Raw genomic sequence first — 24,069 nt, forward strand, 5'->3', positions numbered from 1 at the left:
CCTTTTTATAAAGTAAAAGCTTCAGTAATTATTAAATCACTTTTATTACAAAATTTCTTTATTTTAAAGCTATTTGTTGCAATTCCATCTTCTATATCTATAACCATCATTTGAAGAATTGATTTGCAAGAGTTTGGAACTTCAAAATGACTTCCCAAACCAGTTGTTGCTCTTTGAATTGGAGCATAAGCTTCCATTCCTATTACATTATCACAACATCCTGTTAATCCAATATCACTTAAATATGCTGTATTTTCAAAAATTTGTAAATCATCTGTTCCTACATGAGTATGAGTTCCGCAAATTCCACTAACTTTTCCCTTAAACATAATAAGCATAACTCTTTTTTCACTTGTTGCTTCACCGTGAAAATCTATAAAAATGTTTTTTATATTTTGTTCTTGAAGTTCATTTATAACTTTTGTTGCAAGATTAAAAGGATTATCAACTATTGGCATTGAGTATTGTCCCATTAGGTTTAAAACTGCCAATTTCTCAATATTTTCTCCAACTTTAACATCACAAATTTTAAGCCCAGTTCCAATAACTCCTTCTGGATAATTATGCGGTCTTAAAACATTTCCACCTTGAAGAAGAACTTGAACATCTTTTTTCTTATCAAAGCTATGATTTCCACCAGTTATTAAATCAATTCCACTTGAAAATAGCTCTTTTGCACTCTCAACTGTAAGCCCAAAACCGTGACTTGCATTTTCTCCATTTGCTATTACAAAATCAATATTAAACTCATTTTTTAAAGTTTTTAAACTATCTTTTATTATTTTTCTTCCAGGACGACCTACTATATCACCTATAAATGCTATTCTCATCTAACTTCTTTTTAAAATTTTTTCTTATTATAATGAATTAAACTAAAATTTTTTAAATTTAAGCTCTATTTAGATTTGAAGCACATAAAAAAGCTTCACTAAAAACTATTTGAAAGTTAAAGCCTCCTAGTTCTCCTGTTAAATCCAAACACTCTCCAATAAAATATAAATCTTTTTGTCTTAAGCTCTCAAAAGTTTTATGATTTATCTCATTTGTTTCTATTCCACCTTTTGTAACTTCTGCTTTTGTATATCCAAAATTTCCTGCTGGACTAAGTTCATAATTTTTTAAAAGCTTTAATTTTTCTATCTCATCTAAAGTTAATTTTGAACAAGATTTATCTTCTAAATCAATAGATTTTAAAAACTCTTGAATAAATCTTTTTGGAAAAGGCAAAGCTGTACTAATATTTTTATTTCCAACTAAAAGCTTTTCTAAATTTTTGTTTGGTAAAAAATCTATCTTTATTTTTCCTTTTTTCCAATATAAAGATGTTGTTAAAACAGCTGGTCCACTAAAACCTTTGTGTGCAAAAAGTAAATTTCCTTCTACTTTTTTATCTTCTACAAAAATATTTACAAAAATTGAAAGTCCTGAAAGCTCTTTAAACCAAAACTGCTCTTTTTGAACTGTAAAACCCACAAGTGCAGGATTTAGACTGTTTATAGTATGTCCAAATTTCTTTGCCACATCAAAAGCGATACTTGAAGCTCCCAAAGTAGCAAAAGATAATCCACCACTAGCAAGAACAACTTTTTTTGCTTCTATTTGCCCTTTGTTTGTATGAATTGTAAAAAATTCTTTGTGTGAAATATCCAAAACCTTAGTTTCCATAAACTTTTTTATGTGAGTTGTAAGAAGTGAAAACATATCTATTACATCTTGACTAGAGTTGCAAAAATATGTTCCTTTTACGATTTTTGGCTCTATTTTTGGAAAAACTCTATTTTTATTTAAAAACTTTAGTAAATCATCTTTTGAGTAATTTTCTAAAATATTTTTTGCAAAATCTCTATCTCCAAGATAGTTTTTTGAACTTACAAGCTCATTTGTAATATTGCATTTTGCTCCACCAGAGACTTTGATTTTTTGACCTATTTTGCTATTTGATTCTATTAAACAAACATTTTTATACTTTTTTCTATCTAAATTTGAAGCAAACATCAATCCACTTGCACCTGCTCCAATTATCGCTATATCAAAGATTTTCTATCCTTTTTATAGTAAATATATTTTTACTATCTTCATATTTATAAAGCAAATTATATCCATTTGCCTTTAAAATATTAAAAACTATATAAAGCCCCAAACCAAAAGACTCATTTGAAGATTTACCATAAAAAGGCTCAAGATATTTTTCAAAATTTCCTTCAAGTTTTTTACCACTATTTATAAATAAAATATCATCATTTATAGTTTTAATCTCTACTTTTTTATTGTCTGAATACTTTATTGCATTATCTATTAAATTTTTTATAGCTATTGAAAAAAGTTTAAAATTTACAAAAAGCCTAATATTAGAGTATGAGTTTTCTACAAACTCTTCATCTAGCATTAAAATATCTTTTGCTTCATCAAGTAAATCTTCCAAAAAATAGCTCTTTTTCTCCAACTCTTTATTTTGAGAAATAAGCTCTTCAATAGTAGCAAATTCATTTATTAAGTTTTCCAAACGGTTAAAAACCATCTTTAATTTTTCTATATTCTCTTCACTATTTTCAAGTTGTAAAAGGAATTTTCCCTTTGTAATTGGAGTTTTTAACTCATGCATAATATTTCGTATAAAAATATTTCTTGACTCTTTTATATTTTTCAACTTTAAAGCTGTATTTTTAAACTCATTTGCTAAAAGTGTGATTTCATCTTTTTTTTCACTATTTTTAAGCTCAAAATCGAAATTCTCACTTCCAAGTAAACTTACATTCTCTTTTATCTCCTTTAGTGGAAGAAGCTTTTTTAAAGTCTTTATGTATAGCAAAGTAATTGCAATAAAAAGTAAAATAAATACAAGAAAAATATAGAGAAAACTTGAAAAATTCGGGCTTTCATTATCTTTTATCAGTAATATTTCTCTTCCTTGCTCAAATAAAATATAGTTTTTATCTTTAATCGCAAATATTTTAAAACCATCTCTTGCTTTTCCTCTTGCAAAAAGTAGTTTTTTATCTCTAGTTTCCAAAATTTCTTCAATATTTTCTTTAGGAATTAACTCATAATTCATCTCTTTTAAAATAGCCAAAAACTCAAAGTTTAGTTCACCTCTTTGTTTAAATACTATTTTAGTAAGTGGTTTATATTTGTCAGAAATTTGTTCTTCTTTTATAAAATTTTCATAAGTGAGTAGAAAAATAAAAGAAACTATAAGTAAAGAAATTGTTATTAAATAGTTTAAAGTGCTTGAAAATATTATAGAGTCTTTATTCATTGTATAAATTTATATCCCATTCCTCTTATTGTTTGCAGATGTTTTGGTTCTCTTGGATTATCTTCAATTTTATGTCTTATTCTATTTATAATAACAGCTAGTGAACCAGAATTTTCATAATCACTATTTAAAATATCAGAATTCTCAAAAATATCTTCTCTGCTTACAATAAAGCCCTCTCTTTTTATAAAAAGGCTTAAAATCTCAAATTCAGCAGCTGTAAGTTTGAGATAAACTCCATCTTTTTTTATCTCTTTTTTATCTGAGTCCAAAACAAAACTCTTTTTTTGTTCTAGCTCATCTGTTTGTATAGATTTATTAAATCTTCGCAAAATTGTTCTTATTCTTACTTCCAATTCCCTTGGGTCATAAGGCTTTGGTAAATAGTCATCAGCTCCTAGTTTTAGGGCCGTTACCTTATCTGTAATATCACTTCTTGCACTTGATATTATAATAGGTATATCATATTTTATAAGCTCTTTGCAAACATCTAATCCATCCATTCCAGGTAAAGTCAAATCCAAAATTATCAAATCAAATTTTTGTAATTTGATACTTGAAAGAGCCAAAAAAGGCTCTTCAAAGTTTACTACTTCAATATTAAACTGTCTTAAATATTGTGCTAAAACCTCTGCTAGTTCTAAATCATCTTCTATCATTGCAATTTTTATCAAAGTATATTCCTCTTATTATTTTTTATCTTCAAAGCTTTGTTTTATCTTCTCTTTTTTTAAATCAAGTAAAACTTTAAATTGCTCTTTTTGTTTTGAATCTAACACTTTATATGTTTTATCCAAAATATCTGCTTGAATCTCTTCTCTTTTTTCTCTTTTATCTTTCATCATTTTTATAAATTTTGCTTTATCAAAGCTATCTTTAGAGAAAGCATCACCAAAATATAGCTCTTGTTTTCTACTCTCTTTTATAATATCATTGATTTTTGTTTTTTGTTCTGCACTTAAATTTAGTTCATTAAACATTCTTAAATATCCACCACCAAAATGAGAACCTCTTTTATTATCTTGTTTAGAGTGTTTATTTCCATCTTTTTTATTTATATCGCAATGTTGTCTATCTTTTTTAATATCACAGCTTTTACCTTCTTGTGCATACAATCCACTTACTAAAATTGAAGCAAATGCTAAACTTGAAATAATTTTTTTCATCTTCTATCCTTTTTTTTGATATATGAAATTATTACAAGTAGATTTTAACACTCTTTTAATTTAATCTTAACAAATTCTTAATGCTATTTAGCTAATATTCGCAAATGAAAATAAAAGTAGCAACATTTAACCTCTTCCAGTTTTGTTCTTGGAATTTCTCATTTTATACAAAAAAAGAGAAGTTTAACCAAAAAGATTGGGAAGATAAAAAGCTTTGGATAAAAGAGCAATTATTAAAAATGAATTGCGATATTATAGGTTTTCAAGAGGTTTTTTCTCAAGATGAGTTAAAATATTTGGTTTATGAATGTGGATTTAAAGATTTTGTAGTTGTTGATAAACCAATAATAGAAGAAAAAACTCAAACTTTTAAAACTACAACTGTTGCCTTGGCTAGTAAATTTCCTATAAAATCTATAGAAAAAGTATCAAGAAAAGATAATTTTATTTTTGCTAGAGAGCCTATAAAAGCTATTATCTCTTTAAATGATAGTTTAGAAATAGCCTTTTATGTAGCTCATTTAAAATCAAATAGATTAAATGAGTTTGAGTATAGATTTACAAAAGATTCAACTCTTGAAGAGAAAAAAGCAAAACTTGATACTGCTTTGAAAAACAACTATTCTCTTTCATTAAAACAAAGAATAAATGAAGCAAAAACTCTACATTTTGATATAAAAGCTTCAAAAATTCCAGCTATTTTGGTTTGTGATTTAAATGATAGAGAGTTTTCAGTAACAGTTGAAGCTTTGACAAACAGAAGATTTTATATAAAAGAGCTAAAAAAAGATGATTTTATTCTTTTTGATAGTTATGATTTCGCTCCAAAAAATATTTATAACCCACACCCTGAATTTAAAGGCTTTGTAAGAACTCCTACAAGCTATTTTATAGGAAAAGGAAATACTCTTGATTTTATCTTTGTATCAAAAGAGCTAAAAAATTCTGTGATAAAGCATACAGTTTTTGATGAGCATTTACAAAAAAATCAAAATGGAAGCCTAAAGCAAAGTGACCATGCACAAGTTGTTTGTGAACTAATTTTTTAAATAAATTTTATAAAACTATTTTGAGTAAATGTTGAAGTTGCTTTTAGATTTATACTTGTAATGCCTAATTCATCAAGAGTTTTTAGTTCATTTAAATTCAAAAGATTTACTTTCCGAAGCCTAAAACTTCTAATATCTATCTAACTCTTTTTTTATCACTTTTTTCAAACTTTTCAATCATCTCTTTTGGTGTAGGAAGTAGTAGTTTTTCTAATTCATCTAATCTTCCAAAATTTCTTATAACTTTTATAAAATTCAGGATAGATATATTTCCTTTTTGCTCAAAATTTGAGTAGGTTGTAGGAGAGCTTAAATTTGCTTCATTGCTAAACTCTACTTGCTTTTTATTTTGTGATATTCTTAATTCTTTTGCTCTTAGACTTAAAACTAAAGCTATCTCTTCATCTGTTAAAGTTCCAAAAGAGCTATTTATATTTAGATTTTCTTTTCTATCTTTTTTAATATTTTTTTGTGCTTTTTGCAGTTTTCTTAAAAGTTCGCTACTCATTATAATGCTCCTTGTAGAGTTCTTTTTGAAGTTTCTAGTAATACTCTTTTTTGTTTATCTATTTGTATATTAAACTCTTTTAGTAAAACTGGAAGTTCATTTTCTCTTAAAGTTTTCAAAGTTTGCAAAGAAGCAGCTACAAACTCCAAATCAATTGAAAATTCAGTTGCAAGTTTTACAATATCATCTATATTTATTTGAGATAATGCTTTTCCATATAATGAAAGTTGATGCTCAACTGTTTGTTTTTCGCCTTTTGAAAAAGTCAAATCATAAGCAGGAGTTGCTTTATATTTAAAATCTTCATCACACATAAAAGAGAAGTTTCTACTATGGTCATCTTGATTTACAAACATATAGTTAAAAAGCATTTGTAAAAATAGTTGTTTTAAACTATTTGTTGCTCCTAGTTTTACAGAAGTTCTTAATAAATCTTCATATCCTATTGTTCTAGGAATATTATAGTCCAAATGTAAAAGACCTGCTAGTGAGTGAATATGGTATCTCTTTGCATTTTCATCTATATCAAATCGTTTTGTAACAAAGTGAAATTTATTATTTGTTTCTAGTAAATAGCTATCCATCATATCTAAGCCAGATTTTCTAGCCAATAAATAGTAGATATACTCTAGCTTTGAGTAAGTTGATTTATTTTCATCATTGTTTTGAGTATCATCATACTTTATAATTGAGTGAATAAATCCATCTCTTAAAGGCTTTGTTCTATCTCCCAAAAAAACTTCTTTGCTTTCAAGATTTATAGTACATACAGCTTTGCTTCTAGCACCTCCTACAAAAGAGTGAGCAGAAACCAAAAAAGCATCTTGTAAAGATTTATAATTACCATTTTTTATAAGATCTTTTGATTTCTCAAACATCTCTTTTAACTTTAAAGTATGTTCAATTTCATTGCTTTTATTTTCTAAAGACGGTTCAAATGTTACTGCTCCAAGCCCTTTATTTCCTATAAAAAGTAGCTTATCACTAACAGTTGGATATTTATTTAATTGTTTTAAGAAAAAGTTTTGAAGTATAATATTTCCAAAATTACCAGGTAAAGAATCACTAATAAACCCAGCAACTTTTTCTAAATGTACTAAATTTGTAGTATCAATCTCTTTTTTACTATTTGAAAGCATTATAGGACTTACTTTATAACACATATCATCGAGTTGTTTTAAATATACTCTATCTTTATCTTCATACATATTTGCTATATGTTTTCCAAAAATATTAATTGAAACTATTTGCATATAAAGCCTTTATTCATATATATTTGTAATAATATCATAAAATAGTAGTTAATTACAAATATATAAGTTTAATCACATATAGATATAAAAATATTAAAATCAATATCTTCTTTTATAAATCAAATCTAAACTTTGTGTTTTTTCCTCAAAACCTAGTTCAATATTCCAAAGTTTGGTAAGCTCTCTCATCAAGACTATTTGTCCACCTTGAGATTTATTTTTTAAAATTACTTTATTTTTCTCACCTATTTTTTTACCTATATGAGTCTCTATATATTGAGTCGTTGGGTCATATTGAAAATATATACTATCAACTCCCAACTCTTTTGCATAATCTTTTGAGAGTTCATTTAATAAAAATAGTGAAGCTTGAGACTGTTTCGTTTGAGAGTTTTTTGAATCATTTGCAAAATTTGTTCCAAAAATAAGATAAGATAAAATATCCTTTTGACTCATCATCGGGTTTGAATTTAGATTAAGTTTTGGATTATTTAAAGTACCACCAATAACAATATTAATCTCTATATCATCAACCTTTGTACTAGCTCTTATATCTAAAATTGGATCAACTTGCTCTAATCCCCTAAAATAGATACTTGACTTATCAATAGTATATGTTTTTCCTAGCTCATCAACACTTCCTATTACATCATGAACAGAACCATAAATTCTAAGGTTTTTTGAAAACTCTTTTTTGATATTTAAAATAGTATTTGCCTTTAAATCTATATTTTTAACACTATATTTTATATCATCTGCAAAAATCAGAAGTTCCAAAGATACATTTTCAAGAAAATAATCTTTTTCTACTATATTTTTATCTTTTGAAACAATAATAATATCTTTATCTTTACTAATACTCAAAGCTGGAATATCGTAAAAAGCATTTAATTTATTAGCTTTTATATCTCCTTGTATTGAAACCTTACTATTTTCATCTATTTTTATTGTTATATTTGAATCTAAATTTGTATTTCCATAAGAAATATGTTCCAAAAATAATTTTTTTGTTTCTATATTTAAAAGTATATTTTTATCAAGTTTTGAAGTTTTTAAAGAGATATTTTCAAACTTAAAATCTCCATCAAAATTTTCAATATTAAAAAAAGCAGGTTTTAAAAGAGTAAATTTCTTTTGTAATTTTATATCATAAATTTCATCTATATTAAAATTTAATTTATCAAAATTAATATTATTATTTCTGAAATCTCCTTTTATACTAAGCTTTTCTAAACTCTCATTTTCTAAGGCTATTTTTGGACTAGATAGTTCAAAATTTATATTATTTTGTAAAATATTTAAATCTAACTCAACTAAACCTGAAAGATTTAAAGAAGGAAGTTCTAAAATTTTATTTAACTCAATTTCGAGATTTTTAAGCTCTTTGATATTTGCTTTTATATTTGTAAATTCACCATTTTTCTCTATATTTGCAATAATTGAACTATTTTTTAAACTAGCTTCAAAACTAGCCTTTTTTGTTTTGAAAGTTGAAGTTAAAATGAAATTATCATTTAAAATTAAATCTGCATTCAAAAAAAGATTTTCTTCAAACTCCCCTTTTATTTTTCCATTAATCTTAGAGATTTTTATACTTTTATCAAGTTCATAAAAGTTATTTGGATTTAAATCTTTTATATCTAAATCAAAAATAACTTTATTGAACTCTTTACTGTCGAGCTTTAAATTTGCTATTTTTGACTCTAAATCTAGTTTAAAAATATCTTTTTTATACGAACTATTTATCTTTATATTTCCAAACTCTTGTAGATATAGATTTGCTAAAATATCTAAGTTTTTATTATCTATTTTTATCTTTCCATTTAAAGAAGAAGAGTCTAGTTTAAAAATATTTTTATCAATATTTATAGAGTTATTTCCTAAAGAGTTTGTAAATTTTATCTCTTTTAAATTTCCACTAAAATTTGACTTTATTTGTAAATCTCTATTTAAAGCCTCAAAAACAATCTTTTTTATAGAAGTATCTACATTTATATTAAAAGTTAAGGTATTTATATCACTGTTTGGCATTTGTGCTTTTGCTTCAATTTTTGAAGATATTTCTTTGTACTTTAAATCTGAATTTAGAGTGGAAATCTCAAGATTTGAGTTTTTAATATCATAATTTCCTATAAGATTTAAATTTTTTATATCTAAATTATTATCAATATCTTTTAAATCTAAAGCTTCAGAATTTATATTAAAATCTATTTTTTCAAAATCCCCGTTTGCTTTTAATAGCAATTTTGTTTGAATAAACTCTTTTAAATCTATTTTTGACTCTATTTTATAGATATTTTTTGATAAATTTATATCTACTTGCATATTTGCTAAATTTGATTTTATATTTGCAAAAATATCTGCACTTATAGTATCTTTGAGATTTGAACTAATATTTTTTACTTTTAATTCAATTTTCTCTAAATTTTGTCCTTCATAGTTAAAATCATAAAGTGTTGCATTAAGGTTTTTTATAAATAGAGAAAATGGAATATTAAAATTGCTATCTTTTTCTTGGTTTTCTTCCTCTTTTTCTTCATTTATAAAAGAAAATAATTTATCTTCTAAAGTTATTTTTTCTATTTTTAAATCATAGATATAAATCTCTTTTACTAAAAGTGATATAAGACTAGGTTTTATATAAAAACTCTCTATTTCAATCATATCATCATAGTTTAAATTTTCAAGCTTTATTCCTGTATATAAGCTTCCTTCTATCTTGCTATATTTTATTGGAAGTTCTAAACTAGCATATTCAAATGCTTTTTTAGTCAATTCTTTTGAATTTATAATATACAAAAAGGCAAAAATAAAGATAATACTTATCGTAAAAAATATATATTTTAAAGTTCTTAGACCTCTCAAAATACCTGCCCTATTCCTATGTGAAATACAAAACCACCATCTTTTATTGGAACTCCAAAATCAACTCTAAGTGGTCCAATTGGTGTATAATACCTAATTCCAGCACCGTAAGAGTTGTAAAATGTATCACTAAATTTATTTGTTTCTAAACTTAGCATTGTTGAGTCAAAGAAAGTTACAATACCCAAATCTTTTTTTAAAGCATACTCAAACTCAATACTACTATCAATCATAGAAAGCCCACCATAAGGCTTATCATCTGGGTCTTTCTTTCCAACTTTTTGATAAGAATATCCACGATTGCTATAATCTCCACCTGCAAAGAAGTGCTTAAATATTGGTAAATCTTTATTTAAAGTTCCTATTTTTGTTTTAAAAGAGCTTGAGAATTTATCAAAAGTTTTTAGGTATCTAAATTCACTTAAAGTTTTTATATAATCAATCTCACTAGCTAGTGCTTTTGTTCCTCTTTCTATATAAAAAGAGAGATAATATCCGTTTTTTGGGTTTAAAATATCGTCCCTTTCATCTAAAATAGCTTCATAAAAAACAGAGTTTAAAAGATAATTCCCACTTTTATACTCTTGTAAATTAGATTTTATTTTTGAGTATTGAAGCAAAACACCAGCTGTATGTTTAAAATCTAAAAACTCTTTTGAAAAAGATAATTGTTCCTCTAATTTATCTTGAGAGTAACTTTTATAATCTTTATCTTCATAAGAAATATCATTATTAAAAGATATATCATCTCTTATAAAATATGGATTGTAAAGATTATTATAAATTTCATAACCTTCACTATTTGCCTTTGCTCCAATGGTAAATTGCTTTAGATTTCCTAAAAAGTTCTCATTTTTGTATTGTGCTTTAATTCTAAATTTTGTATCTGTATCATAACCAAAACCGTAGCTTGTCTCTCTATAATCACCTTGCACTAAATTTATATTTATAGGTACAATATTGTTATTTGTATCTAAATTTGGCTCTATTGAAATATATTTATATATTCCAAAATTGTATAGATTTTCATAAGTTTTATCCACTTTTGTCGTGCTATAAACATCTCCTTTTAAAAAAGCAATATTTTTTTCAAGTAAAGAACTATCCACTTTTGCACTATTTTTTATATTTATATCACCAAAATATTGAAGTTCGTTTTTTGTAACTTTATATACTAAATCTACTTTATATAAATCCAAATCAACATAAGCTTTTGCATCTAATTCTGCTTTTATATAGCCTTTTTCACCCAAGTATTTATAAATATTTTTCTTTGAATTTGTAAAATTTGAAGCTACAAAAATATCATCTTTTTTTACTTCAATAATATTTTTATACTCATCAACAATTTCTATTGAGTCTATTTTTATAGCTTCATTTTTTTTAATATCAAAAGTAGCTTTTTCATTCTCTATTTTTGAAGAGATTAAAGCTTTATAAAAACCAAAACTAGCAAAATAATCTTCTAGTAAGCTTTCACAAACCTTTATATCATTTTTATTGTAAATTGGGTCTTCTTTCCAAAATTTATAAAATACTGGATATGAAATACTACAAACCTTTTCTAAGTTTTTTTTAGAGAAATCTCCTAAAAGCAAATCTATATCGCCTTGGAAATCAATAGTTTTTATATCTTTTGCAAAAAGGTTTAGTGATAAAAATAGTATAAGAAGAAAAATATATGGCATTTTATATACTATTTTTTACCTTTTTTAACACTAAAAGTTTTAAATCTTCATTTGATTTAACTATCCAAAGCTCTGATTTTGGGAAATCTATATAGGTATTTGTGCTTTCATAACCTCTTCTATTGTAGTACTCTATTAGCTCTATTCTGCTAGATATTACTTCCATAATAAAGTTATTTTTATTCCAAAGTTTTGAAGATGTTTTTTCTGCAAACTCTAAAAGTTTTTTTCCTACTCCACTTGCTTGGACATTTGGCTCAACTGCAAAAAGCCCTATATGAATTTTGTTTTCTTCTAGTTTTGTTTGAATTGTTGCTATTATTTTATTTTGCAATTTTGCTACATAAGTTTTTGTATCTTTTTGTTTTAAAATCTCTTCTAGCATTTCATCATCCAATCTTTTTCCACCTAATAAATGAGCCTCTCCAGTCCAAGCTTTGCTTGGTTTTTCACCTCTATAAGCTTCATTTACTATATTTACTACCTCTTTTATATCATCTTTTTGACACTCAAGGAACTCTAAATCTTGCATTTTTTTCCTTTATCTTTTACTTTCTTAAATACTCCAAAGTAGCATTTATAATATCGTCATCATCTTTACTTCTTGATTTTATACTCTCTTTTGTTCCATCATCTTTTACAAAAGTGATATTCATCTCATAAGAGCTAATTTGAGTTATATTTTTTTGTAAAGCTAAAATTTTTATCAAAATCAAATCCAAAAACTGTTTTGTGGGAGTATCAAGCTTTCCAAATCTATCTTCCATCTCCTCTTCAATTTCATATAAGCCTTCTTTACTTGAAGCACGACTTAATCTTCTATAAAGCTCTAGTCTTATTCTATCTTCACTTATATAATCTTCAGAAATATAAGCAGAAATTGTTAGTTTTATATCAATATTTTTCTCATTTGATTTTGTCTCACCACTTAGTACTGCCAAAGTATCTTCAAGCATTTTAAGATACAAACCATATCCAATTTGTTTTATATGTCCACTTTGTTCAGCTCCAATTATATTTCCACCACCTCTTATTTCCAAATCCTGATGAGCAAGAGCCGTACCACTTCCTAAATATGAGTTTGATTCAAGTGCAACAAGCCTTTTTATAGCTTCTGGTGTGATTTTGCTTTTGTCTTCCACCACATAGTAGCAATATCCCTCTTTGTTGCTTCTTCCAACTCTTCCTCTTAGCTGGTGAAGGTCTGCTATTCCAAATCTATCTGCTCCGTCGATTATTATAGAGTTTGCATTTGGAAGGTGGATTCCACTTTCAACTATTGAAGTTGCAAGTAAAATATCAAACTCTTTGTTTTCAAAAGCTTCAATTATTTTTTCAGTATCATTTGCTTTAATTTGAGAGTGAATAATCTCTATTTTGATATTTGGCATTATTTCAAGTAAATCTTTTTTCTTTGCTTCAATTGAAGCTATATTGTTGTGAACATAGAAAAGTTGCCCACCCCTTCTTTTTTCTCTTAAGATTATCTCTTTTATAAGTGCATCACTATACTCTTTTACAAAAGTTCGCACTCCTAATCTCTCACTAGGAGGTGTAAGTAAGCTACTCATTCCTTTTAGTTTTGATAGTGCTAGGTTAAGAGTTCTTGGAATTGGAGTTGCACTCATAGAGAAAATATGCACATCTTCTCTAAGACCTTTTAATTTCTCTTTTTGTTTTACTCCAAACTTATGCTCTTCATCAACTATTACAAGTGCTAAATTATCACTTTTTATATCCAAAAGAGAGTGAGTTCCAATAACAAGTTTTATATCTCCACTTTCCAAACCTTTTTTTATAGTAGTTTTCTCTTTTGCACTTGTTTTTCCATCTAGTTTGAAAACATCTATTCCAAATTCTTTAAATCTTTTGCTTATACTATGATAGTGTTGCGATGCCAAAAGTGTTGTAGGACATACAAAAACAGCTTGATAACCTGCATTTATAGTTGCAAGTAGAGCATTCATAGCAACTTCAGTTTTCCCAAAACCAACATCTCCAGACAAAAGCCTATCCATAACTTTTCCACTACTTATATCAGCAAAAATCTCATTTACACTTCTTGTTTGATCTTTCGTGTAAGAAAAACCAGAGCTATTTTTGAATTTTTGCATTAGATTTTCATCTATAAAAATCTTAATTCCATTTACAAGCTCTCTTGCAGCTGCAAGTCTTATAATATCATTTGCGATTTCAAAAAGTCTATCTTTTACTTTTTCCTTGAGTTTTGTAAAACTTCCTCGACCCAATTTATCAACAATAGCATAGCTTTCGCCATCTGCAACATATCTATCAATAGTATCAATATTTTCAACAGGAATTAAAAGCCTATCTTCTCCTTGATAGTGAATTACCACAAAATCTCTAACTGCACCCATAATAGTAACTGGTTCTATTCCTTTATAAATTCCAATTCCATGTTTTTCGTGAACTACAAAATCATTAAGTACAAGCTCATCAACAACCAGTTTAACTCTTTTTTTTCTTTTTTTCTTTACCTCTTTGTTTAGAGAAATTATTAGTTCATCACCACTCATTAAATTTATTATCTCATCGCTAAAGTGGTATTTTATAGCTTTGTCATCAAGTGGAATATCAAGAGCCTTTAATCTTGCTTCGCTAGTAGAGATTAAAGTAATTTTTTTATCTTTATGAAAACTTATAAACTCTTTTATATTTGAAGGACTTATCTCTTTATAATTTTTACTTGAATAAATTTGAGGAAGAGTTAGAAATTTATCCTTGTTTAGTCTTTTTTCTTCAAAAATATAGGCTTCATCCAGCTCATTTAAGGCTTCTTGAGTAATAAAAGAGTTCATATTTTGTGGCAAGTAGTGTGCTAAATTATCTAAATACCAAAATCCCAAAGAGTGAATATCTTTTACAAAAGCATCACTAGAACTTAACTCTATTTTAGAACTTATATCTTCAAAGCTATCTTCACTTAAAGCTAAAAAAGCTGGAGTTATTGTAAAACTTTCTAGCTCTTCTTTTTGCGATTTTTGATCTTCAATATCAAAAATTCTAATACTTTCAACTTCATCATCAAATAAACTAACACGATAACCAAAATCACTTCCAAGTGGTGCAATATCAAAAATATCACCTCTTAGAGACACTTCTCCTGCACTTGTTACAATATCTACAAAATAGTAACCCCAAGAGTAGAGTTTTTGTTTAAAATCTTGTAGATTTAATTTATCTGCAAAAGAGATTTTAAACTCATCAAAACACTCTTTTTTCGGCATAGGAAATGAGATAGTTCGTAAAGGTGAAATAAGGATTTTATCCTCTTTTTTATAAGTGTAAAAATCTTGTAAAGCTTTTGTAATATCTTGCAATTCATCACTAAAAGAGAGCAAATCATCTTTGAAATTTGCTCTAAAATCACTTAGAATAAAAGGCTTAAAACCTAAAAAAGAGACTATATTTGAAGCTGTTTGGGCTTGGGCATCATCATTTACTATTAAAAGTTGGCAATCTTTTAGTTTTTTTTGCTCTTTTAAATCTTTTAAAAATTCATATATATTTTTCACTATTCTTCTTTTCTATTTTTTATTTTCTATTAGCTCAAAATCATTTGTAGTTTTATCATAAGTATACGCTGGATAGGGTGTTTCATTTAGTAAGAAAACCAAAGAGGCACTTTCAAATCCTGCTTTTTCCAAAGCTTCTTTAAAAATTTGTAAAATAAAAGTCTTTGTTGTAATAAGTGTAGTTGTAGAGCTAGATGTATATACAAAATCTTCTCCTTCAACCGCTTTAAAACTCTTTCTTTTTACAAGTTTTTCAAACTTTTCTACATCTTCTAAACCAACAACATCCAACAAAACTAAAACATCAATTGTATCCATTATAAAACCTTAAAAAAAATTATTAGATTTTAACATATAAAAGTTTTATGCCCAATTACTAGCAAAAATTGGCTATTTATTGTATAATCTTTATTATTTAATAAGGATTTTTAGAATGAACTATGAATTATTAAGTCGTCTTGCCATGGAAGATGCTGAAAAATCAAAAACTGAAGCCTTTATTTTAAAAAAAAGAAATGATATTTTACACAATGAAATTGCAACTTTAAAAGCTGTAATAAGAAAACTTGAAGATGAAAAAAATAACTTAGAAAAAGAGCTTGAAGAACTAAAAAATTCTACAAAAGATGAAGAAAATAATACTCAAGATAAAGTTTTTACATATTACACATAAAAACTTTATCTTTTTTTATTAAACTAAAGCCCCAATAAGTCCTATTAATCCACCAAAAACAGCTCCCCAAACAACTAACCAAAACATATGTTCTTTTATCATATTTTGTACAATATCTTTAACCATTTTAGGTGTTAATTCTTCTAGTCTTGATTCAACAATCAAAGATAATTTATTATAAATATCATTTGTAAACTCTTCATTTTTTAGGGCTTCATTTAATGTTGCTTGAAAAGTTTCTGTTTTTGATATTTCAATTATTGAATTTTGTAATTTTGATACAAATGGTTCTTTTAAAGGTTCTAAAGCTGAAGCTCCACCAAACATTCCTAACATTGCTCCAAAAGGAGATTCAATAACAGAAGCTTTTAAACTCTCAAAAGCTGGTGAAAAATCTGTATTTTGTAATATTTTTTCAAAATTAATATTTGTTTTTGCACTATTTAATTCATCTTGAAAAAAATTATTTAATCTCTCTTTTGTGAAAAATTGCTCCATCAAAAGGTTTTTTATAGAGAGTTTAAACTCTTTAAATTTACTCTCAATTACACCGCTTCCATATAAAAAAGGAACTTTTTCAAAAAGCATATGAATTGCTAAAGTATTTGTAATTGCTCCACTAAAAGCAAAAAGACCAACCATAAAAATGATATTATTATCATTTGAATAACCATATGCCATAATTAAAATTGTGATTATATTTGTAATGTCAGACTTATTCATAAAACCTCCTTAGCCTTATTTAAGGAGATTTTATCATAAAATTTATAAGATTAAAAAATTATCTATTTTTTGCAGTGTTCTGCATAGTATCCACCAAATTTAGTTTTTTTACCCTCTTTATTTTCAGCAGCACTATATTTTGTAACAACAGGATTACACTCATCAATCCATTGATTTATTCCGTAAACTTTAACATCAGAAAAACCCATTTGTCTAAAAGTTTGAGCATTTATAACCGCTCTACTTGCCGTATTACAAACAACAATCAATTTTGTTTTTACAAATTTATCATCATCATCTAAAACTATATTTTCAAGAGCTTTTTCAGGTGCTTCTCTTCCAACTCTCATACTTCCAGCAATAGAACCAGCAGCCCACTCTTCCATTGTTCTTACATCAACAACAGCCCAATCTTTTGAAGCTAAAGCATCTTTAACTTCTTGAGTAGTTGCAAGATTTCCATCTTTTTTTTCTTGTGCTTTTAAATTTTTACTTAAAGCATCATATCCTATAAATTCAGCTGCAAAAACTGAGCTAAAAAGTAAAGAACTTGCAAGTAAAATTTTTCCTAATTTCATAATAATCTCCTAAATAAAAAAATATTTTTAGTGTATAAAAAAGAGTATTAAAATATAATAAATATTTATATATAAGAGTTTTATTTTTATTATAATTAATTATTATTTATAGTGCATATTTCTGTAGCCTTCTAGCCTTTTTTTATAAGTTGAGTTTAGCATAGGGTTTTTACTATCTAAAAAATCTATTGCCAAACACTCTTGATTTCCTCTTCCAACTCTTCCTAAGTATTGTATTAATCTTCCATAAAAAGATATAGGAGTTGCAAAAATAATTGTATTTAGGTGTGGAAAATCTATCCCTTCACCAAAAAATGAGCTAGTTGCAAGTATTAAAGAGCTAGATTTTACCTTTTGCATATTTTCTACTTGCTCTTTTTTATTTTGGCTTCCATGAATTGCTACAAAAGGTATATTCTCATTTCTTAGCATATTTTCTAAAATATTTAAATGCTCTATTCTATCACTTAAAAGAAGAATTTTCCTATTTATATTTTGCTTTATAGTTTCAACTATTTGCTTATTTCTCTCTTCATTTATTACAAGTTCATTTATAATTGCCGAGTAGTTATCTGCACTACTTGTAAACTCTGTCCTTACAACCAAAAGCCTATTTGTATGAGTTTTTGGCTTTTTGTATTCATAAGAGATATTTCCTAATTGTTGATATAAAATCGGGTCTAGCTCATCTTTTCTTTTTGGAGTTGCACTAAGCCCTAAGATATATCGTCCTTTGAAGTTTTTAATTATCTGCTCAAAAGTAAGAGCTGGAATATGATGGCACTCATCAACGATTACTTGTGAGTACTCTTTTATAAGCTCAAAAGAGTTGTTAAGACTTTGCATTGTAGCTACATCTATATTTTTATTTAAAGTATTTTTGCTTTTTCCTAAAAATCCAATATCTGTTTTTTTATATCCAAAATAGTCCACAAAACGACTAATCCACTGGTCTAGCAACATATTTTTATTTACTATTATCAAAGTTTTTACAGCTCTTTTTTCAAAAATCTTTGCTCCAATTAGAGTTTTTCCAAACCCTGGTGGTGCTACACAAATAGAACTATCATATTTTAAAATCTCATTTATAGAATCTTCTTGCTCAGGTCTTAAAGTGTATAAAACCTCTTTTGTCTCTATTTTTTCACAAACCCTTTTATCTTTTATAGAAAAATTTAGTAAATTCTCTTTAAAATAGGAAAAAAGCTCATCTTTTACACCTCTTGGAAGAGTTAAAAAACCTGCATTCTCTTCATATCCTTTTAGGTATTTTGGAGTATTATATAGTGGTTTTCTCAAAGATAGTAGAAGTTTTACTTGTGGATTTTCAAAACTTGCAAAGGATTTTAACTTAGATATAAAACTTTTTGAGAAATTGCTAATATCTATTTTTATTCCACTTTCAAGCTCTACAAAAAAGTTATTTATAGGAAAATCTATATTTTTCAAATCTCTTTGTACATTTTTAGAGCTAATAACTTGTGCAAAACTATATACTTGCTCTTTTGAGGCTTTTTTTACATTTGCCAAATAGTTCCACTGGTCATTGTAGATTTTTTTTGTATTAATATCCAAAAAAACTGTACGATTTTTATTTCTAAAAAGAAGCTGTAAAGGAAGTTCTATATAATTTCCTAGTTTTTCTCTTGTTGCAAACTCACTATTTGGATAAAACTTTGCACTAATATTTGCTTTTTTTTGTAAAAAGTATAAAAAACTATATGAGATTTTTGAGCTAATACTATCTTCAAAAAATATCCAAGCAAAAACGGAATTATAAGAGCTAAGAGAGAAAGAAACAGGAATATTTAACTCATGCAAAGCTCTTTGAAGTTTGAAAACATCTTCACTATTTAGCTCCAAAACTACATATTTACACTCTTGATTTTTGTTTATTAAATATGAAGCTAAAAAAATATTTCCTCTTAAATGTTCTTCTAACTCTTTATTTGTAAGTGGTAAAAAATCTTCTCCCATAAAAGTAGCAGTTACAGGGCTAAAACCCTCTTTTGTACCATCTTTATTTTTCCATTTTTTTGCATATATATCAAAACGACTTACAAAAAGTTCTCTAAAAATCTCAATTTTTTCTTGTTTTGTGAACTCTTTTTGCTCTATTCTTGCTTCATTTTTTATAGAGTTTTCTAGCAGTAGAATTTTGGATTCTATCTCTTGTTTTTGTAAATATAGCTCTTTTAATTCTTCTTCAAGAGTTTTCATGAGCCTTGCAATTCCAAAACTTTTTCAACTACCAAAAAAGATCCAAAAGCTAAATACTCTTCATCTTCTTTTATTTCAAAACTACTCTTAATTTCTAAGTTTAGATTTGTTATTACTTCTATTAATTTCTCTTTTTCTACAATTCTCTTATCTTCTAAATCTATTATAAATATTGATTTTATAATAGGTTTTAAAATTGTAAGAACCTCTTTATAATCCTTATCTGCATAAGAGTTATAGATTAAATTTATCTTTTTATTTTCAAACTCTTTTAACAAAACCTTTGCTGCAAGTGGATTGTGTCCTACATCAATAGTTAAATTATTTCCTATTTTTTGGCATCTTCCAAAAAGTGGAGTTTGATTAAAAATCTCAAGATTTATATCTATATTTAACTCATCTAAAGCCTTTAAAACAAGGCTTAAATTTCTTTTTAAATAGTTAGCAAAAGTAAATTCATAATCTATTTTAAAATCTTCAACTTTTAGAATCTCTATATTTCTATTAAACTCTTTTTTTAGCTCATCTTTTACTTTTAAAGCAGTTTCATAAACCTCATCAAACTCTTGAAAACCTATAATCATATTTGTATCAACTGAACGCATCTTTGTTCTTGCGATTTTCTCAAGAGTATCACCCAAAAAAGAGATATGATCAAGTCCTATAGTTGTAACTAAACTTAAATCATTTTTTACTACATTTGTAGCATCAAACTCTCCACCAAGCCCAGCTTCAAGCACTAAATAATCGCAATCTTTACTTATAAAAAAAGCCAAAAGAGTTGTATATTCAAAATATGTAAGTTTCTCTAAAAGTTCTATATCATAAATATTTTGTAGAAATTTGTGAGCTATTTCTAAGCTTTCATTTGAAATATCAGCTCCATTTAACCAAATTCTTTCATTGAACTCTTTTATATGTGGAGAGCTATAATGTAGGGTTTTATAGCCATTTTTATACAAATAAAAAGCTAAAAATCTTCCCGTACTTCCTTTTCCATTTGTTCCAACAATATGAATAGTAAAAGGAAGTTTTATGTGCGAAAGTAAAATATCAGCAGATTTTTTTATATAACTATAATCAATTTTATCATAGTAAAGAGTTTTATGTTCCAAAAACTCTTTTAAATTTAACTCTTTTAAACTCATATTATTTAAAAGAAGATACAGCAATTCTTGATAAAATCTCTGTTACAGCTTTATCACTTGCTTTTGTAATTGCACTAAATCTATGAGAGTCATTTATACTAGCTCCCCTTTCAATAGCAAAATCATGTTCTCCAATAACTGTAAAAGATTTTACCTTATTGTTATTATCCTTTCTAAAATATTTTACACCAATAGAAACAGTTGCATTATATTGCTGATTAAATCCACCAGAATAGCTTAAAACACTCATAGATACACTATTTATACCTAAGTTCATTACTACATCAGCATCATTTTCATTATCAACCATTTGTGAACCAATTTTCTGAATTAAGATTTTTGTAACAGCATCTTTTACTAAAACAGAGTTTTTAGGGTCTTCTAAACTAACATCTAGTTTTACAAAAACATTTCCTCTCATCTCTTGCTTGGCATAATTTGCACTTGGTCTATATCCACAAGCATTAAAAGTCAATCCAATAATTATTGTAAAAACTAAAACTAAAAAACCACTATAAACTCTCATTTTTTATCCTTTGATTACAAAATTTACAAGCTTATTTGGAACAACAATCTCTTTAATTATTGTTGCATTTTCAAGCCATTTTTTTGAACTCTCTTTTGCAAAAGCTAAAATCTCTTCATTTGATAAGTTTGGATTTACTTCAATTTCAGCTCTTTTCTTACCATTTATTGTAACAGCTAGAATAATGCTATCTTTTGTGAAAACTTCATCTTTTATATCTAAAGAGTTCTCAAAATTTTTAAGTTCAAAATATCTATTTGATAATTCCCAACAAGCATGAGGAATTATTGGTTCTAAAATATTTGTTAAAATATAGTAAGCTTCAGCCCAAACAGCCTCATTTTGTTGAGTTGAAAGTGCATTTAAAGCCTCCATACAAGATGCAATTAAAGTATTAAAAGCATAAGTTTTATTAAATACTTCATTTGATTTTACAAGAGCTTCATAAACTTTTCTTCTTGCTTCTTTTTCCTCTTTATTTAAAGAACTTTGTTCAATATTTCTAAAGTTTCCAACTCCAGATTTTGTTACATTATTTGCTCTTTCATAAAATCTTTTTATAAATTTATAAGCACCTTCAACTGCACTATCATTCCACTCTAGCTCTTTTGTTGGTGGTGCTGCAAATAAAATAAACAATCTTGCAGTATCAGCTCCATATTTATCAACAATCATATCAGGATCTACAACATTTCCTTTTGATTTAGACATTTTTGCACCATCTTTTAAAACCATACCTTGTGTTAAAAGTCTTTTAAATGGCTCACTAGATTGTGTATATCCTAAATCTTTTAAGGCTTTTGTAAAAAATCTTGCATATAAAAGGTGTAAAATTGCATGTTCTATTCCACCTATATATTGGTCAACATCCATCCAATATGAACTATCGCTCTCAGAAATTCCCTCTTTTTTCCACTTTTTATAATTTGTTGCATATCTTAAAAAATACCAAGAAGATTGAACAAAAGTATCTAGTGTATCAGTCTCCCTTCTTGCTTCTTTCCCACACTCAGGACAAGAACAATTTTTCCAAGTAGGATGAAGCTCTAGCGGATTTCCTTCTCCTGTTATTTCAACATCTTCTGGAAGTGCTACAGGAAGATTTTCTATTTTTTCAGGAACTAATCCACAATCTTCACAATGAACAAAAGGAATTGGAGCTCCCCAATATCTTTGTCTTGAAACTCCCCAATCTCTTAATTTGTAGTTTACTTTTTTGATACCAAAAGAGTTTTGTTCAAAATGGTAAATAATAGCTTGTTTTGCATCAGAATTTTTAAGTCCAGAAAAACTCTCACTATCAATTAAAACTCCATCATCTGTATAAGCTTCAGTCTGTTTTTCTATTAAACCATCAACTCCTACAATTACTTGTTTTATTGGTAAATCATATTTTTTTGCAAATTCAAAATCTCTTTGATCATGTGCTGGAACTGCCATAACAGCACCTTCTCCATAAGAACTTAAAACAAAATTTGCAACCCAAACTGGAATAGTTTGCCCAGTTAATGGATGAACTGCCTCAATTTCAAGGTCAATTCCCTCTTTTTCTAAAGTTCCTCTATCTCTTTCAGGAATTTTTTGCATATTTTTAATTGCATTTATTTTGTTTTTTGGTAAAAGTTCATTTTCAACTATATATTTTACAATTGGATGTTCAGGTGCAAGAGCTGAATATGAAACACCATAAATAGTATCAGGTCTTGTAGTAAATACAAAATATTTTGTAAATACTCTATTTAATTTTACTCTTGAATCCATTGATAACTCAAATTTAAACTCTAATCCTTCACTTCTACCTATCCAGTTTTCTTGCATAGTTAAAACTTGTGATGGCCATGAATTTTCCAAAGTTTTTAAATCATCAAGTAGCTCTTGAGCATATTTTGTAATAGCTATATAATATCCTGGCATATCTTTTGGAACAACTTCATTATCACATCTCCAACAACAACCATCTTCTACTTGCTCGTTTGCTAAAACTGTTTGACAATCATTACACCAATTTACAGTTGCATTTTTTCTATATACAATTCCTGCTTCATACATTTTAATAATAAACTCTTGTTCCCATTTTGTATAAAGCTCATCACTTGTTGCAAACTCTTGATTTTTACTAAAAGACAATCCTAAAGCTCTAAGCTCTTCTCTCATATAATCAATATTTTCATAAGTCCATTTTTTTGGATGAAGCTTATTTTTAATAGCTGCATTTTCAGCTGGCATTCCAAAACTATCCCAACCAATTGGGTGTAAAACATTAAAGTTATTTTTTCTAAAATGCCTTGCAAAAGCATCGCCTAAACAGTAGTTTCTAACATGACCCATATGAATTCTTCCACTTGGATATGGAAACATACTTAAAATATATTTTTTATCTTTTTTGTAATCTTCACTTGGTTCAAAAGAGCCATTTTCTTGCCAAAAATTTTGCCATTTTTTTTCAATATTTTTTGAGTTATATTCCATTAATACTCTTCCTTCTCTTTACTTTTAGCACTCTCTATCAAAGTTAATGCAACTGAAAATAAGTTTGCAATTATTGCACCAATTGCTAAAGCTATTACTATTTTTAAATTTCCAGAAAATACAAATACCAAAAATGCAGGAATTAGATGTAAATCTGCAACTAAAGAACTAGCCAAAAGTTCAGCTGACAAAAGATTTTTAACACCCACTTTTAAAATTGTAGAGATTAAATTAACACCTGCTGCTACAAATAAAGCTATTACATTTTGTTCATACAAAAAACCAGCTGTTGTTGTAAGAGACATTAAAGTAAAGAAAATAAAAGTAACTTTTCCCCAATTCATTTTGCATCCTTTTTTATATCTGTTTTCCAAATTAAGGTAAACATATTAGCCAAAAAATGATAAAAAA

At 26.8% G+C, this 24,069-nt stretch carries 21 protein-coding genes; 2 read left to right on the forward strand and 19 right to left on the reverse strand.

Features of this window, described 5'->3' with window-relative positions:
- Positions 1 to 5: 5 nt before the first annotated feature.
- The 5 genes from IQC44_RS05780 to IQC44_RS05800 are packed head-to-tail and all read right to left on the reverse strand — an operon-like array spanning position 6 to position 4,422.
- A complete protein-coding gene (locus tag IQC44_RS05780) occupies positions 6 to 830 on the reverse strand; it encodes a TIGR00282 family metallophosphoesterase (protein ID WP_198305400.1) in 825 nt (274 codons plus the stop codon).
- Between the two features lie 58 nt (positions 831 to 888).
- Positions 889 to 2,019 (reverse strand): BaiN/RdsA family NAD(P)/FAD-dependent oxidoreductase, encoded by a 1,131-nt coding sequence (locus tag IQC44_RS05785; RefSeq protein WP_257120170.1) that lies wholly within the window; start codon positions 2,017 to 2,019, stop codon positions 889 to 891.
- A 10-nt stretch (positions 2,020 to 2,029) separates the two neighbouring features.
- Positions 2,030 to 3,256, reverse strand: coding sequence for an ArsS family sensor histidine kinase (locus IQC44_RS05790; protein ID WP_198305402.1), 1,227 nt, complete (start codon positions 3,254 to 3,256; stop codon positions 2,030 to 2,032).
- The gene (locus IQC44_RS05795; RefSeq protein WP_198305403.1) at positions 3,253 to 3,930 is read right to left on the reverse strand and encodes a response regulator transcription factor; all 678 of its coding nucleotides are present in this window, start codon (positions 3,928 to 3,930) and stop codon (positions 3,253 to 3,255) included. Before IQC44_RS05795 ends, IQC44_RS05790 begins: the two co-directional genes overlap by 4 nt.
- A gap of 15 nt (positions 3,931 to 3,945) precedes the next feature.
- The gene (locus IQC44_RS05800) at positions 3,946 to 4,422 is read right to left on the reverse strand and encodes a Spy/CpxP family protein refolding chaperone (protein WP_198305404.1); all 477 of its coding nucleotides are present in this window, start codon (positions 4,420 to 4,422) and stop codon (positions 3,946 to 3,948) included.
- Between the two features lie 104 nt (positions 4,423 to 4,526).
- Between IQC44_RS05800 and IQC44_RS05805 the strand changes: the two genes are divergently transcribed.
- The gene (locus tag IQC44_RS05805) at positions 4,527 to 5,471 is read left to right on the forward strand and encodes an endonuclease/exonuclease/phosphatase family protein (protein WP_198305405.1); all 945 of its coding nucleotides are present in this window, start codon (positions 4,527 to 4,529) and stop codon (positions 5,469 to 5,471) included.
- Positions 5,472 to 5,607: 136 nt separating this feature from the next.
- Here the strand turns inward: IQC44_RS05805 and IQC44_RS05810 are convergent, their stop codons facing one another.
- From IQC44_RS05810 to IQC44_RS05840, 7 genes are all read right to left on the reverse strand, one after another.
- A complete protein-coding gene (locus IQC44_RS05810) occupies positions 5,608 to 5,979 on the reverse strand; it encodes a hypothetical protein (RefSeq protein WP_198305406.1) in 372 nt (123 codons plus the stop codon).
- On the reverse strand, positions 5,979 to 7,232 hold the full coding sequence (locus tag IQC44_RS05815) for a type II toxin-antitoxin system HipA family toxin (protein WP_198305407.1): 1,254 nt from the start codon (positions 7,230 to 7,232) through the stop codon (positions 5,979 to 5,981). The genes IQC44_RS05810 and IQC44_RS05815 overlap by 1 nt, the downstream gene beginning before the upstream one ends.
- A gap of 99 nt (positions 7,233 to 7,331) precedes the next feature.
- Positions 7,332 to 10,007 carry a translocation/assembly module TamB domain-containing protein gene (locus tag IQC44_RS05820; RefSeq protein WP_198305408.1) on the reverse strand — a complete coding sequence of 892 codons (2,676 nt, stop codon included), beginning with the start codon at positions 10,005 to 10,007 and terminating at the stop codon, positions 7,332 to 7,334.
- A gap of 86 nt (positions 10,008 to 10,093) precedes the next feature.
- On the reverse strand, positions 10,094 to 11,785 hold the full coding sequence (locus IQC44_RS05825; RefSeq protein WP_198305409.1) for an autotransporter assembly complex protein TamA: 1,692 nt from the start codon (positions 11,783 to 11,785) through the stop codon (positions 10,094 to 10,096).
- A gap of 1 nt (position 11,786) precedes the next feature.
- Entirely contained in the window at positions 11,787 to 12,317 is a 531-nt protein-coding gene (locus IQC44_RS05830) for a GNAT family N-acetyltransferase (protein WP_198305410.1), read from the reverse strand.
- A 16-nt stretch (positions 12,318 to 12,333) separates the two neighbouring features.
- Entirely contained in the window at positions 12,334 to 15,321 is a 2,988-nt protein-coding gene (mfd, locus tag IQC44_RS05835; protein ID WP_198305411.1) for a transcription-repair coupling factor, read from the reverse strand.
- A gap of 12 nt (positions 15,322 to 15,333) precedes the next feature.
- The gene (locus tag IQC44_RS05840; protein ID WP_198305412.1) at positions 15,334 to 15,639 is read right to left on the reverse strand and encodes a hypothetical protein; all 306 of its coding nucleotides are present in this window, start codon (positions 15,637 to 15,639) and stop codon (positions 15,334 to 15,336) included.
- Between the two features lie 115 nt (positions 15,640 to 15,754).
- On the opposite strand from IQC44_RS05840, the gene IQC44_RS05845 reads away from it, so the two are divergent.
- The gene (locus tag IQC44_RS05845; RefSeq protein ID WP_198305413.1) at positions 15,755 to 15,994 is read left to right on the forward strand and encodes a hypothetical protein; all 240 of its coding nucleotides are present in this window, start codon (positions 15,755 to 15,757) and stop codon (positions 15,992 to 15,994) included.
- Positions 15,995 to 16,012: 18 nt separating this feature from the next.
- Here the strand turns inward: IQC44_RS05845 and IQC44_RS05850 are convergent, their stop codons facing one another.
- The 7 genes from IQC44_RS05850 to IQC44_RS05880 form a co-directional block, all read right to left on the reverse strand.
- Entirely contained in the window at positions 16,013 to 16,717 is a 705-nt protein-coding gene (locus tag IQC44_RS05850; protein ID WP_198305414.1) for a DUF445 domain-containing protein, read from the reverse strand.
- A gap of 62 nt (positions 16,718 to 16,779) precedes the next feature.
- Positions 16,780 to 17,295 (reverse strand): rhodanese-like domain-containing protein, encoded by a 516-nt coding sequence (locus IQC44_RS05855; protein WP_198305415.1) that lies wholly within the window; start codon positions 17,293 to 17,295, stop codon positions 16,780 to 16,782.
- A 102-nt stretch (positions 17,296 to 17,397) separates the two neighbouring features.
- The gene (locus IQC44_RS05860) at positions 17,398 to 19,515 is read right to left on the reverse strand and encodes a DEAD/DEAH box helicase (protein WP_198305416.1); all 2,118 of its coding nucleotides are present in this window, start codon (positions 19,513 to 19,515) and stop codon (positions 17,398 to 17,400) included.
- Positions 19,512 to 20,663: a bifunctional folylpolyglutamate synthase/dihydrofolate synthase gene (locus IQC44_RS05865; RefSeq protein WP_198305417.1), complete on the reverse strand. Its 1,152-nt coding sequence runs from the start codon at positions 20,661 to 20,663 to the stop codon at positions 19,512 to 19,514. The genes IQC44_RS05860 and IQC44_RS05865 overlap by 4 nt, the downstream gene beginning before the upstream one ends.
- 1 nt (position 20,664) lies before the next feature.
- Positions 20,665 to 21,189 carry an LPS assembly lipoprotein LptE gene (gene lptE / locus IQC44_RS05870; RefSeq protein WP_198305418.1) on the reverse strand — a complete coding sequence of 175 codons (525 nt, stop codon included), beginning with the start codon at positions 21,187 to 21,189 and terminating at the stop codon, positions 20,665 to 20,667.
- Positions 21,190 to 21,192: 3 nt separating this feature from the next.
- Entirely contained in the window at positions 21,193 to 23,658 is a 2,466-nt protein-coding gene (leuS, locus tag IQC44_RS05875) for a leucine--tRNA ligase (RefSeq protein WP_198305419.1), read from the reverse strand.
- On the reverse strand, positions 23,658 to 24,002 hold the full coding sequence (locus IQC44_RS05880) for a DUF6394 family protein (protein ID WP_198305420.1): 345 nt from the start codon (positions 24,000 to 24,002) through the stop codon (positions 23,658 to 23,660). Before IQC44_RS05880 ends, leuS begins: the two co-directional genes overlap by 1 nt.
- Between the last annotated feature and the right edge of the window lie 67 nt (positions 24,003 to 24,069).

It is taken from the genome of Arcobacter vandammei (genome assembly GCF_016106035.1).
GTDB lineage: Bacteria > Campylobacterota > Campylobacteria > Campylobacterales > Arcobacteraceae > Aliarcobacter > Aliarcobacter vandammei.